Below are 12091 nucleotides of genomic sequence, written 5' to 3'. Positions count from 1 at the left end.
CGTGTGGCGCGTCGCCGTGAACGTCCGGTGGTCGAGGAGGCGCCCGAGCTCGCCATTGACTCAGCGAACGACGGTCCCGGCGCACGCTGGGTGGTTCGAGCCCGGACCCGCCTCTCTTCGTCACCAGACCCCGATCGAGTGAGGAGCGAGCAACTGTGACGGCACCGAGCACTGGCATCGAAAAGGCCGACCGGCAGGAGATCGAACGAATCTTCCACGAGTGGGACGAGGCGCTTGGAGCGAAGGACATCGACGCCGCGATCGCCCTCTACGCGCCCGACGCGACGCTTGAGAGTCCTCTCATCCGCCACCACCTGGGCTCCGAAGAGGGCATCGTGCGGGGTCGTGAGAAGTTGCGCGAGTTCGTCGAGATCGTGTTCGCCCACCAGCCACCGGAGCGTACGCGTTTCCGCACCGGTTACTTCACCGACGGCCGGAAGCTGATGTGGGAGTATCCGCGGGCCACCCCGGATGGGGAGCAGATGGACTTCGTCGAGGTGATGGAGATCGCCGACGGTCTCATCCAGCATCACCGCGCCTACTGGGGTTGGTTCGGCCTGCGGCTGCTCCAGACGCACCATCGGTAGCCCGCGCCGACGATCAGCAGGACAAGGGGCCGGGACGTACGTCCCGGCGCAACCGGCTCCCCGTCCGGAGCGGCGGGTCGCCTGTCACGGATGCCAGTACAGCGAGGGGTTGGGGTGGTCGGTGAAGCCGAGTGCACGGTAGAGCGGTTCGCCTTCGACAGAGGCGTACAGGTCCACCCGGGCGACCTCACGTTCCCGGAACCAGTCGAGAAGACCATGCATGATCGTGCGACTGTGGCCGCGCCGTCGATACGCCGGGTCGGTGACCACTCCGATCACCTGTCCGATCCGGCCGTTGCGCAGGTGCGGGCCGGGCAGCCGTTGCTCGATGGTGCCGATGCCACAGGCGGCGAGGCCGTTGTCGCCGTCCACGACCATGATCCGCACGGTGTCGGCCGTCAGCTGTTCCTTCAGCACCGAGGCAAGGGAGTACCGCCAGTCGTCGTCCGCCGATGAAGGGGCGAAGAAGTCGCCGCCGAGGGTCTCGAACAGCAACGCCCGCAGGCGTACGAGCTCCGCGACGTCGTCCTCCGTCGCCTGCCGCACATCGGTGTGGTGTCTCATGCCGACCAGGCTGATGTAATAAACCTATGCATATCAACCCTTACGGCGCGGATGCCGTGAACCTGGCAGCGGACCTGGCCAACCGGCGCCCGGCGAGCGCCGAGGAGCTCGCGGACCGCTGCCGCGCCGCCGGGTTGGTGCTGGAGCGCCCGGTCACATCGCAGGACCTGGACCGTACCCAGATCATGCTGGAGGCGTGGGAGAAGGTCGTCGACGCCACCGACGAGCGTGAGCGCGCCGAGTTGCTCAACCGGATGCTGGTGGAGGCCGCCGCCTACCCGCGGCTGACCGACCATGCAGGCAGCGGCTGGCACCTGCACTACCGCGACGACCGGCAGCCGCTCGGCTCCGTGCTGTTCGCGCTCATCTCCGTGGGCACCGCGCTGCACCTGGCGGGGCGGGGCATGCACCGGCTCCGGCGGTGCGCCGTGACCGAGTGCACCACGATCTTCGCCGACACCTCCCGCACCGGGCGGCAGCGCTACTGCTCCCAGCGGTGCGCCAACCGCGACGCGGTACGCCGGCATCGCGCCCGAGCCGCGCGCTGACGAAGATCTACCGCTCGGCGAGCGCCCTGCCGAACACGCCCATCGACCAGGGTGACTCGGCCACCCCTGACATCACCGCCGGCGGCGGAGCTCCGGGAAACAGGTGGGCAACTATACGACCGACCGGTCGTTAATATAGTCTGAGCCGCATGACACAAGACGGCCGGCGGCTGCGCGGGTTGCGTAGCCGCGAGACGATCCTCCAGCAGGCGGTGAAGCTGGCCTCCGTCGAAGGACTGGACGGACTCTCCCTGGGGCGGCTGGCGGCGGCGACCGGCGTCAGCAAGTCCGGGTTCTTCGCACACTGGCCCGACAAGGAGCAGTTGCAGCTCGACACCGTGGAATGGGCCGCCCGGCAGTGGACCGAGCAGGTGGTGGGGCCCGCCCTGCGCGCCCCCGCGGGCGTACGGCGCCTGTTCGCACTGCATGAGGCTCGGCTGACGTTCTACGACGATGCCGTGCTGCCCGGCGGGTGTTTCTTCTTCGCGGTGCAGGCCGAGTTCGACGATCGTCCCGGCGCGGTCCGCGACCGGCTCGCGGAGGCCATGCGCGAATGGCAGGACTTCATCCGCAAGCTGGTGGCACAGGCCGTGACGCTGGGCGAACTGGTCGAGAACGTGGATCCGGCCCAGCTGGCCTACGAGATCGACGCGCTCGGCGAGATGGTGATCATCCATTCCCGGTTGTACGACGGACCGGCCGCCCTCGTTCACGCCCGCCGCGCCGTGCTCCAGCGCCTGCGTGCGCTCTGCCCTGACCCAGCGCTTCTCCCGGAGGATTGACATGACCGCAAGCGGCGTTCACGAGCCGGTCCAAGTGCATTTCGACGACCTTGACGCGATGGGGCTGTTGCACAACTCGCGCTACGCCTTGCTGGTCGAGCGGGCGATCAGCGCGTACTGGCACCGGCTCGGCTGGTCGCCCGACCCCGGCCGGTCGACGTTCAAAGACGTGTTCCTGGCCGTACGCGAGTTCAAGGTGACCTACAACGTGCCCATCGCCGGGGCGGGCGAGCCGTTGGTGCACTTCTGGATCGAGCGGATGGGACGTACCAGCGGGGTGTACGGCTTCCGCGTGCTGTCCGCCGATCGCGCCGTGGTGCACGCCGAGGGCTACCGCGTCAACGTCAACCTGGACCCGGCCACCATACGGCCGACGCCGTTCAGCGATGAGCTCCGTGCCGCCGCCGCACCTTTGCTGCTCACGGAGGCGGCGGTGCCGTGCTGAGGTCGCGCTGGATCGCCGGACCAGAGGCCGAGCGGCCGGGACCGCTGGTGGCCGCGCTGACGGACTTCCGGATGAACCGGACGCTCGACCTGCCCGGTATCGCGCGGCGCGGCCTGTCGCTGGGCCGCCTGTGGCCGACGCTGCCTGGCGCGGTGGGCATGTGGTTGTGGGCGGACGTGGTCAACCGGCGGGTCGGTTCGCTGTCGGTATGGCGCGGCGAGGACGATCTTCAGGAGTTCGTACGGCTACGCGCGCACGTCCAGATCGTGCGCGAGTACCGGCATCGGGGCACGCTCCGCTCCCGTACCTGGCAGATCGACGCGCTGGACAGGGCCACCCTGTTGCACGCTCTGCGCGCCCGCGCCGATGCTCGGTGAGATCCAGGCTCGCACTCGGTGCCCGGGTTCGCTGAGTGGGTCATCCGGTCACCGCGAGTGCGTGAAGGGGTGTCACACGCCGGCAGAAACGGGCCGTGTGCTCGAGCTGCCGTCCGCTCGCCACGATCTCCGCCAGTTCCTCGAAGTAGGCCTCGCGCGGGGCGCCGGGGGCGAACAGGACCAGCATCGAGGCGGGCCTCTCCGGGTTGTTGAACCTGTGGATCCCGCGCTGTGTGAGGGGCGCGAGCCCGGCCCGGATCGAAGGATCCCGGGCCGGGCCGGTATTCGCCTGCCGATCAGTTCGCCATGCCGGCGAACATGCCGGGCTCGTAGGAACCCCCCGGGTTGCGCACGATCACGTTGAGCCGGTTGTTCGCGTTGATCATGGCGACCAGGTAGACCAGCGCGACGATCTGGTCGTCGTCGTAGTGCTCGCGCACCCGTGCCCAGGTCTCATCCGACACGCCGTGGTGGGCGTCGGCGAGCCGGGTCCCCTCCTCGGCGAGCGCCAGCGCGGCCCGCTCGGCCTCGGTGAACACGGTGGACTCGCGCCAGGCCGCGACCAGGTGGAGCCGGACCTCGGTCTCCCCGGCGGCCGCGGCGTCTTTGGTGTGGTAGTCGACGCAGAAACCGCAGCCGTTGATCTGGCTGGCGCGCAGCATCACCAGGTCCTGGGTGGCCTGGGGCAGCGGCGACTGCTGGATCGCCAGGGCGGCGTTGTAGATCCTCTTGGCGATCTTGGCGCCGAGTTCGTTGGCCATCAGGTCGAAACGGAGTTCCATGACGTGGTCCTCGCTTGTGGAGTTGTGTGCCGCGTGGCTCGTCCGCGCGGCGTCCTGACGAACAAGAGATGCCGGTGACCCGACCCCTGTGACAGCACGGCCATGTGATGCGCGTCACCGATCGTGGGTGTCACAAAGCGGCGGGGACCGGCGTCTTGTGCGTGTGGCACAGTCGAGAACGAACAGGCGGGAGCCGGCTATGAGCGAGCGCAGCGAGCCGACGATGGACACAGCCGAGGCGCTCGCCCGAAGCGACCGCATGGACTCCGCCGTGGACTCCGCGTTGGACTTGGCCACCGAGGCGTTCGTCGCCCACCGCAACCTGCTGTTCACCGTCGCCTACGAGATGCTCGGCTCGGCCACCGACGCCGAAGACGTCCTGCAGGAAACCTGGGTGCGGTGGGCGGGCATCGATCTCGGCACCGTGCGGGATCAGCGTGCCTACCTGGTCCGGATCACCACCCGGCAGGCGTTGAGCCGGCTGCGTACCCTCGGCCGGCGCAAGGAGTCCTACGTCGGCCCCTGGTTGCCCGAGCCGCTGCTGACCGCGCCCGACGTGGCCGAGGACGTCGAGCTGGCCGACAGCGTCTCGATGGCGATGCTGCTGGTGCTGGAGACGCTCACGCCGACCGAGCGGGCGGTGTTCGTGCTGCGCGAGGTGTTCGATCTGGCCTACGACGAGATCGCCGAAGCCGTCGACAAGCGCCCGGCCGCGGTCCGCCAGATCGCCCACCGGGCACGAGCGCACGTCGCCGCGCGCCGACCGCGCGGGGTCGTTTCCGCAGCCGAGGCCCGAGACGCGCTCGAGGCGTTCCAACGGGCGGTCGAAACGGGCGATCTGCAACGCCTGCTCGACATCCTCGCGCCGGACGTCGTCCTCCTGGGTGACGGTGGCGGAGTCGTGCAGGCCGCGCTGAAGCCCGTCGTGGGGGCCGGCCGGGTGGCCCACGTGCTGGGCAGGATCGCGGCCGCGGCGTCGCTGCAGCCGGCGCAGGTCAATGGCCGCCCGGCGCTGATCCTCCGGCTCAACGGCGAGATCGACGCCGTCATGGCGGTGCGCATCGACGACGGCCTCATCACCGGGCTCTACGCCGTGCGCAATCCCCAGAAGCTGTCGCGTATGGAGCGGGAGACCACCGTGAGCCGCTGAACCCGGGGCTCTGCCGGCAAGTTGACACTCGAGCAGGCCGACCGCCTCGTCGAACGACACCGCATCCACCCGGCCGACGGCCCGGCGTCAGCCTCGAAGGGTCCCAGAGGTCCCGGTTGACGCAATCTGGAAGTACGTACTAATCTCTAATCTTATTATGAAGGACGTATATATCTATGAGCACGATCCAGCCGGTTTCCTCTACGACCCTCGAGCCAGAGCCGCGATGACCCAGCTCATCGGCGGCCAGGACGACCTGCCCGCCTTCGAGGCGGGCGCCGCCGTCCGCACCGCCTATCACTCCGTCGAGCGCATGCGTGCCCACGGCGCCCAGGGCAGAGGAGTCAGTGCGGGCGCCCTCGACCTGCTGGTCCGGCTCAACGCCGGCGACCAGGGGATCAGCATCGGCGAACTGGCCCGCGCCGCCGGGGTCAGTTCCCGCAATGTCACCGGTTTGGTGGACACGCTGGAGCGCGACGGGCTGGTCCGCCGAGTCCCCGACCCGAAGGATCGACGTTCGGTCCTGGCCGAGATCACACCTGCCGGCCAGGCCTGGGTCGAGGCGTTCCGCAAGCCGGCCCAGTTGGCCATGCAGGCGATGTTCCAGGGGTTCACACGGGAAGAACTGGTCGTCTTCCGCGACCTGTGCCTGCGGCTGGCCGCCAATCAGCATCGCCTCGCCGACCGGCTTCCCCAGATCGGATCCCAGCAATGACCCTGACGACTCAGGAACAGACTCGCCGCGCCGTACGCGGCTACCACGAAGCCCGCTTCCGGGGGGATGTGTCCGCCGCTGCGGCGCACCTGGGAGAGCCGTTTCGCTTCCAAAGCCCGTTCATCGACTCCAACGATCGGACGGGGCATCTGTCGACGCTGCCGGGGTTCGTGTCGATCGTGACCGGGGTCGAGCTCATCAGCGAACTGTACGGCGACGCCGAAGCGACGCTTGTGTATGACGTGCATACCGCGACACCGGCCGGTACCCAGCGCACGGCCGAACACTTCCGCCTGAACGACGGCAAGATCGTCTCGATCATGCTGGTGTTCGACGCCTCACCCTGGCAGTCGATGACGGCTCAGATCAAGCCGTGAGAGAAGAGATGCGCGCCGGGTCCACCCGGCCATGAGGTTGGCGGCAGTCGGCCGATCGGGGGGAAGGCTGCCACGGGTTCCCCCACCCGGCCACTCGGATCGAACCCGGGCCCGCCGAGATCGGCTTCGGCGGCAGCGCGGACGCGGTCGCGGTGGTGACGGACCGTCACCACCGCGACCCGACCGGCTCAGCCGGTGGTTCGGCACTCCCCGGTCGAAGCGAGATCATCCGCGTACTCGGACGACGCGGCTCTCGAAACAGCGGCCGGCGTCCACGTCAGGATGACCGAACAGGTCCGAACCGTTCAGCGGTTGGTCCACAGATGCCAGAGCCAATCACCTTCGGAGCAGGTGTAGTGCTCCCAGTGACCTCGGTCGATCCCGCCTTGACCGGCCGTCACACAGTTGGAGTGGCTGCTGTACCAGTCACGGTACACATCATCACCGGCAGGCATCCGGCTGGTCGCACCGACGGTCGCGGCGTGGGCGGATGCCGAGAGGACCGGGGTGGCGAGCAGGGCGGCTGCGGCGAATGCCGCGGCTCCGGACTTCAACACTGTCTTGATCATGGGGTGCCTTCCCTGAGGGAGCGCCTACGACAATTACAGTAAGTGATTTAACCATTACCATACGTGTCGATGGAAGTCCCCGCCCGCAGCCGAGAGGAAGCCACCGCGACGACGGACCGAGGACGCGAGGCCTCCCGAAAGATGCATGGCGGGGAGTTCGGCGCTCGCAACCCGGGGCGGCACCGCCGCGCTACGTGGCGCGCGGTTTCGCGCGAACGTGCACGCGTTCGCCCTGCGGCCCGAACAGGCTGAGGATCTCCACCGGCCCCTCCCCGGTGCTGCCGAACCAGTGCGGTAGCCGGGTGTCGAACTCCGCGGCCTCCCCCGCCTTGAGCACGATGTCGTGCTCGGCGAGCACCAGTCGCAGCTTCCCGCCGAACACGTACAGCCACTCATAGCCCTCGTGCATGCGCAGATCGGGCTCGCGGCGGCCGGCGTCGATGACCATCTTGAACGCCTGCACTCCGCCGGGGTGCTGTGTCAGCGGCACGATCGTCGAGCCTCCGCGCTTGATCGGTTTCAATCGCACCCGCGGGTCCCCCACCGGCGGCGCGCCGACGAGCTCGTCGAGCGGCACCTGGTAGGCGCGCGCGAGCGGCAGCAGCAACTCCAGGTTGGGTTTGCGTTCACCGGATTCGAGGCGGGACAGGGTGCTGATCGAGATGCCGGTGGTCTCTGCGAGCTGGGTCAGGGTGATGCCGCGCTTCTTTCGCAGCGCGCGCAGCCGCAGGCCGACGGAGGCCAGGACCGCAGCGTCGTCGTTTGCCATATCAGCAAGGTTACTTTGTCGGCTCGGCCGTTCGGATGCACCGTAGGCGACGAGCGCAGGAAGACCTGCGATGGAAGACACCTACGAGGTGGCCGTGGTGGACGGGGGCGCCGCCGATCTCACCCCGGACGGGCACTCGACGTCGGCGGCGGAACCCCGCCGATCGTCGGACGCCGCGGCCTCCCCCAGACCCGGTACGGCTCAAGCCACCACGAACGGAGTTCACGTTGAAGTCGATCGGCATTGTCGCTGGAAGAGATGAACCAGTGACCGGAAATGCAGAACGAACACCTTCGGTTCGGTGGGCGCTCGTCGGCCTTTCGCTGTCCATGTTGCTGTCCTCACTCGGCACCAGCATCGCCAATGTCGGCCTGCCGACGTTGACACAGGCGTTCACCGCTTCCTTCCAGGAAGTCCAGTGGGTCGTCCTCGCCTATCTCCTCGCCATCACCACCCTGATCGTCAGCGTCGGACGGCTCGGCGACATCACCGGCCGCCGACGACTGCTACTGGCCGGAATCCTCCTGTTCACGGGGGCCTCGGTCCTGTGCGGCGTCGCGCCCACGCTCTGGATGTTGATCGCCGCCCGGGCGGCGCAGGGACTTGGAGCGGCCATCATGATGGCCCTCACCATGGCGTTCGCCGGTGAAACGGCCCCCAGGAAAAAGGTCGGTAGCGTTATGGGGCTGCTCGGGACCATGTCCGCGATCGGCACCGCTCTTGGTCCATCACTCGGCGGCGTTCTGATCTCCGGACTCGGCTGGCGGGCGATCTTCCTGGTCAACGTACCGTTGGGCATCCTGACGCTCTTTCTCGCCCATCGCCACCTGTCCGTCGACCACCGAGGACCGAAGAGCGACCGGGCCCGGTTCGACAACCTGGGCACGGTGCTGCTCGCTGTGACGCTCGCGGCTTACGCACTCGCCATGACGATCGGGCACGGTCGTTTCGGTCCCCTCAACATCGCCCTGTTGTTGGTCGCTCTCCTCGGAGTCGGCCTCTTCGTCCTCGCCGAGGCGAAAACGGCATCACCTTTGATCCGATTGGTGATGTTCAGTGATCAAGTGTTGAGTGCGAGTCTCGCCATGAGCGCGCTCGTCTCGACGGTGATGATGGCGACCCTGGTGGTCGGGCCGTTCTATCTCTCTCGTGCACTCGGGCTCGACGCGGCTCCCGTCGGACTCGTCATGTCCGTCGGTCCGCTTGTCGCCGCGCTGACCAGCGTGCCGGCCGGGCGCATCGTGGACCGTCTCGGCGCACAACGCATGACCATCGCCGGGCTCGTCGCAGCAGCGGCCGGTTGCCTCGTTCTCTGCGTGATGCCGGCCAGGCTCGGCGTCACCGGCTACATCGCCCCCATCGTCGCCATCACCGCCGGCTACGCACTGTTCCAGACGGCCAACAACACCACCGTCATGGCAGACATCCGCCCGGACCAACGGGGCGTCATCTCGGGCATGCTCAACCTGTCGCGCAACCTCGGGCTCATCACCGGCGCATCCGTCATGGGCGCCGTGTTCGCCTTCGCATCGGCGACGACCGACATCACAACGGCACACCCCGAGGCCGTTGCCGGCGGTATGCGAATCACGTTCGCGGTCGCGGCGACTCTGATCGTCGCCGCGCTCGCCATCGCGATCGGAAGCCGTGCTCTCGCCCGTCGTTCCCTGGAGAGGTGACGGCACGCGCAGCGGGCCGTCACCGGCCTTCCCCGGGCGGCCCTATCCCTGTTTCGCGAGCCACTCGTCGAAGGTGGTCGGCGCGATGCGGACGCGCTCACCGGGCAGCAGCACGTCACCGGCCATCGCCGGGCCGAACATCGTCGACCACGTCGGCACGAGCTTCACCACGTGGCCGCGCGCCTCGTTGGTACGCCGGGCCATGTCCACCAGGTCCTGCGGATCGGGCCCGGCGACATCGACGTAACGCCCCTGCGGCGCGCCCGCCGCCACCTCGGCGAGGACGTCGGCCACGTCCGCGGGCGCGACCGGCTGCACGAGCAGCGGCGCGATCGGGGCGACACCGTCCTGCTCGGTCCAGCTCGCCACCATCGCGGCGAAGTCGTGGAACTGTGTGGCCGGGACGACCGTCCACGGCACCGGTCCCGCGGCCACGAGGCGCTCCTGCTCCCGCTTGCCTGCGTAGTGCGCGTTGCCCTCGATGCGATCGATTCCGACGATCGACAGCAGCACATGGTGGCGGACACCGGCCCGCTCCTCGGCGGCGAGCAGATTCCGCGTGGCGGTGCCGAAGTACGCCACCGTCTCGGCCTGGTCGGCCGCCGTGCCGTTGGTGACGTCGACGACCGCCTCGACGCCGGCCAGGGCGTGGTCGAGCCCGTCACCGGTCGACAGGTCCACGCCGAGCGAGCGGCTGATGCGCACGACGTCGTGCCCGTGCTGTTCGAGGGCGGTGACGGTGAGGGCCCCGATGTTCCCGGTCGCGCCGGCAACTGCGATCCGCATGATGATCTCTCCTCTTTTGGCAACCGTGCGGACGGTATCATGGACTAAAAAGGTCCACAATGTCTGCGATAAGCTTGGGCCGTGAAGCTGCCTGTGAGCACCGAATGGGTCCTGCACTGCGCCACGACGCTGGCACAGCTCGATCCGGGAGCCAGTGCGTCGACGACACAGCTCGCGCGGTATTACGACCTCCCGGTGGCCTATCTCGCCAAGCAGCTGAAGGCGCTCGTCAAAGCCGGCCTGCTGGCCGCGACCACGGGTCCGAGGGGAGGGTTCCGGCTCGCGCGACCCGCCTCCGAGATCACGCTTCTGCAGATCGTCGAGGCCGTCGACGGCACGTCCCCACCGTATGAGTGCCGCGAGATCCGCCAGCAGGGACGGGGAGCGCTACCCGCCGAGGAGTGCCGCCGCACCTGCATCCTCGCCGAGAAAATGGCCGAGGCGCACGAGGCGTGGCGACGCAGCCTCGCCGGAGTCGCCCTCGCCGACATCATCGCCGAGCTGCCCCCGTCAGCGCCGTCCCGCACCCGGCTACGCCTTGCGGGGACGATGTAGCCCGCGCGCCGCCGCGTGCGGCGCCATGATCAGATGCCGCCGGGTCCGCGGTCCCCGGCCACTTGCCGTCCGAGTGGTCAGACCCGGCGGAGCCTGCGGATCGGTGGGATGAGCAGCAGTGCCGCGCACACCGCGACGCTGACGCCCGTCGAGAGGAACAGCAGGTCGCGGGGTTCGACGACGGAGGACACCGGGCCCACCAGGGCTTGGCCCACCGCCACGCCGGAGACCGAACCGGCCACCTCGTAGGCGGTGACTCGGTTGAGCACGTCAGGGGCCACCTGGGTCTGGACGCTGGTGGACCACATCACCGACCAGAACGCCCAGGAGACGCCGCCAAGCAGATGACCCGCCATCAGCGCGGGAAGCGGGAGATCCAGGGCGACCGAAAGGGGAATGCAGGCGAAGCCGATCAGGGCCACGGCACCCGCGGCCAGGGGGTGGGAGGGACGGAAGCGGATCGCGGCGAGGCCGCCGATCACGGTGCCGGTGCCCAGGCCCGCCATCGCCCAGCCGTAGGCGGCGTCGCCGAGGCGGTCGCCGATCAGCCGGGAGCTCAACGGGATGTAGGGACCGAAGACGAGCATGCCGAAGAACACCCAGACCAGGATCACCGACCACATCCAGCTGCGGGAGCGGAACTCCGTCCAGCCGCGCCGCAGGTCGAGCAGGACCGTCGAAGGCTCCCCGGCCTCGCCGGCGGAAGCATGCCTGATCAGCGCCAGGCAGAGGCCGCTCAGCAGAAAGGTGCCCGCGTCGAAGGCGTAGACCGCGCCCGCGCCGGTCAGCGTCATCAGCAGACCCGCCAGGACCGGTCCGGCGAGCTGCGTGGCCGCGTCAGCGATCTTGAGGGTGCCGTTGGCGCGCTGGGGGTCCTTCGCGACGAGCGGAACCATGCCCTTGGCACCCGGCTCGAACATGGCGGCGGCCGTGCCGGACAGCGCGGAGGCGACCAGCAGCAGCCACAGCGGCGGGGTTCCGGCGAAGAAGGCGACGGCGAGCACGCCCTGGGTGAAGATCCGGACCAGGTCCGCGCCGACCATCACGGCGCGTGCGCCGATCCGGTCGGCGAAGACCCCGCCGAACAGAACGAACAGGACGAAGGGCGCCGTCCAGACGGCAAGAACGTACCCCACGCCCGAAACCCCATAAATGGTCCCGACCGCCAACGCCGCCGCGACCGGCATCATCGCATCGCCCAGCAGCGACACGACCCGGGCTGCGAAGTAGAGCGAGAAATCCCTGGTCCAGAGCGATTCCGAGATCCTCGAGGTCGCTTCACGATCAAGGGTTGCGGTCATTTGACGAACTCCATGACCACTCATTCTGGACATCCGTCCGCCCCTACACAGGCATCCCGAATGACATCATCAGGTACATTCACGCCATGAAACATCGGGTGGTCG

Annotated in this window: 17 protein-coding genes; 10 read left to right on the top strand and 7 right to left on the bottom strand. The window is 68.6% G+C overall.

All coding sequences use genetic code 11. The features are described 5' to 3' along the window. Positions 1–155 precede the first annotated feature (155 nt). Positions 156–587: a nuclear transport factor 2 family protein gene (locus ACQPYK_RS21470; RefSeq protein ID WP_433257769.1), complete on the top strand. Its 432-nt coding sequence runs from the start codon at positions 156–158 to the stop codon at positions 585–587. 84 nt (positions 588–671) lie between these two features. Here the strand turns inward: ACQPYK_RS21470 and ACQPYK_RS21465 are convergent, their stop codons facing one another. Further along, complete coding sequence (locus ACQPYK_RS21465) at positions 672–1151, bottom strand: GNAT family N-acetyltransferase (RefSeq protein ID WP_433257767.1); 480 nt, start codon at positions 1149–1151, stop codon at positions 672–674. A 26-nt stretch (positions 1152–1177) separates the two neighbouring features. On the opposite strand from ACQPYK_RS21465, the gene ACQPYK_RS21460 reads away from it, so the two are divergent. The 4 genes from ACQPYK_RS21460 (at position 1178) to ACQPYK_RS21445 (ending at position 3303) form a co-directional block, all read left to right on the top strand. After that, complete coding sequence (locus ACQPYK_RS21460; protein ID WP_433257765.1) at positions 1178–1699, top strand: CGNR zinc finger domain-containing protein; 522 nt, start codon at positions 1178–1180, stop codon at positions 1697–1699. Between the two features lie 149 nt (positions 1700–1848). Next, positions 1849–2481, top strand: coding sequence for a TetR/AcrR family transcriptional regulator (locus tag ACQPYK_RS21455; protein ID WP_433257763.1), 633 nt, complete (start codon positions 1849–1851; stop codon positions 2479–2481). A 1-nt stretch (position 2482) separates the two neighbouring features. Next, positions 2483–2926, top strand: a complete 444-nt coding sequence (locus ACQPYK_RS21450) for an acyl-CoA thioesterase (RefSeq protein WP_433257762.1) — start codon at positions 2483–2485, stop codon at positions 2924–2926. Further along, positions 2920–3303, top strand: a complete 384-nt coding sequence (locus ACQPYK_RS21445; RefSeq protein WP_433257760.1) for a hypothetical protein — start codon at positions 2920–2922, stop codon at positions 3301–3303. Before ACQPYK_RS21450 ends, ACQPYK_RS21445 begins: the two co-directional genes overlap by 7 nt. Before the next feature lie 40 nt (positions 3304–3343). Here the strand turns inward: ACQPYK_RS21445 and ACQPYK_RS21440 are convergent, their stop codons facing one another. Next, positions 3344–3490: a hypothetical protein gene (locus ACQPYK_RS21440; protein WP_433257758.1), complete on the bottom strand. Its 147-nt coding sequence runs from the start codon at positions 3488–3490 to the stop codon at positions 3344–3346. 109 nt (positions 3491–3599) lie between these two features. Beyond that, the gene (locus ACQPYK_RS21435; protein WP_433257757.1) at positions 3600–4085 is read right to left on the bottom strand and encodes a carboxymuconolactone decarboxylase family protein; all 486 of its coding nucleotides are present in this window, start codon (positions 4083–4085) and stop codon (positions 3600–3602) included. Positions 4086–4344: 259 nt separating this feature from the next. On the opposite strand from ACQPYK_RS21435, the gene ACQPYK_RS21430 reads away from it, so the two are divergent. The 3 genes from ACQPYK_RS21430 to ACQPYK_RS21420 all read left to right on the top strand — a co-directional run bounded on the left by ACQPYK_RS21430 (position 4345) and on the right by ACQPYK_RS21420 (position 6327). Beyond that, the gene (locus ACQPYK_RS21430; protein ID WP_433258875.1) at positions 4345–5235 is read left to right on the top strand and encodes an RNA polymerase sigma-70 factor; all 891 of its coding nucleotides are present in this window, start codon (positions 4345–4347) and stop codon (positions 5233–5235) included. A 157-nt stretch (positions 5236–5392) separates the two neighbouring features. After that, positions 5393–5950 (top strand): MarR family winged helix-turn-helix transcriptional regulator, encoded by a 558-nt coding sequence (locus tag ACQPYK_RS21425; RefSeq protein WP_433257755.1) that lies wholly within the window; start codon positions 5393–5395, stop codon positions 5948–5950. Then, positions 5947–6327 (top strand): hypothetical protein, encoded by a 381-nt coding sequence (locus ACQPYK_RS21420; protein ID WP_433257754.1) that lies wholly within the window; start codon positions 5947–5949, stop codon positions 6325–6327. The genes ACQPYK_RS21425 and ACQPYK_RS21420 overlap by 4 nt, the downstream gene beginning before the upstream one ends. Before the next feature lie 305 nt (positions 6328–6632). On the opposite strand, the gene ACQPYK_RS21415 is transcribed toward ACQPYK_RS21420, so the two are convergent. Both ACQPYK_RS21415 and ACQPYK_RS21410 read right to left on the bottom strand, forming a co-directional pair. Continuing rightward, positions 6633–6896: a hypothetical protein gene (locus ACQPYK_RS21415; protein ID WP_433257753.1), complete on the bottom strand. Its 264-nt coding sequence runs from the start codon at positions 6894–6896 to the stop codon at positions 6633–6635. 190 nt (positions 6897–7086) lie between these two features. Beyond that, positions 7087–7665 carry a helix-turn-helix domain-containing protein gene (locus ACQPYK_RS21410; protein ID WP_433257751.1) on the bottom strand — a complete coding sequence of 193 codons (579 nt, stop codon included), beginning with the start codon at positions 7663–7665 and terminating at the stop codon, positions 7087–7089. Positions 7666–7892: 227 nt separating this feature from the next. Between ACQPYK_RS21410 and ACQPYK_RS21405 the strand changes: the two genes are divergently transcribed. Further along, the gene (locus ACQPYK_RS21405; protein WP_433257749.1) at positions 7893–9344 is read left to right on the top strand and encodes an MFS transporter; all 1452 of its coding nucleotides are present in this window, start codon (positions 7893–7895) and stop codon (positions 9342–9344) included. Positions 9345–9386: 42 nt separating this feature from the next. Here ACQPYK_RS21405 and ACQPYK_RS21400 read toward each other — a convergent pair whose 3' ends face one another. Further along, entirely contained in the window at positions 9387–10130 is a 744-nt protein-coding gene (locus ACQPYK_RS21400) for an SDR family oxidoreductase (protein WP_433257747.1), read from the bottom strand. 81 nt (positions 10131–10211) lie between these two features. Between ACQPYK_RS21400 and ACQPYK_RS21395 the strand changes: the two genes are divergently transcribed. Further along, the gene (locus ACQPYK_RS21395; protein ID WP_433257746.1) at positions 10212–10685 is read left to right on the top strand and encodes an RrF2 family transcriptional regulator; all 474 of its coding nucleotides are present in this window, start codon (positions 10212–10214) and stop codon (positions 10683–10685) included. A gap of 77 nt (positions 10686–10762) precedes the next feature. Here ACQPYK_RS21395 and ACQPYK_RS21390 read toward each other — a convergent pair whose 3' ends face one another. Continuing rightward, positions 10763–11986 (bottom strand): MFS transporter, encoded by a 1224-nt coding sequence (locus tag ACQPYK_RS21390; protein WP_433257744.1) that lies wholly within the window; start codon positions 11984–11986, stop codon positions 10763–10765. Positions 11987–12091: the final 105 nt, after the last annotated feature.

It is taken from the genome of Streptosporangium sp. CA-135522 (genome assembly GCF_050949235.1).
Taxonomy (GTDB): domain Bacteria; phylum Actinomycetota; class Actinomycetes; order Streptosporangiales; family Streptosporangiaceae; genus Streptosporangium.
The sequence above is the reverse complement of the archived record's forward strand: the minus strand, read 5'-3'. Positions and strand labels throughout refer to the sequence as shown.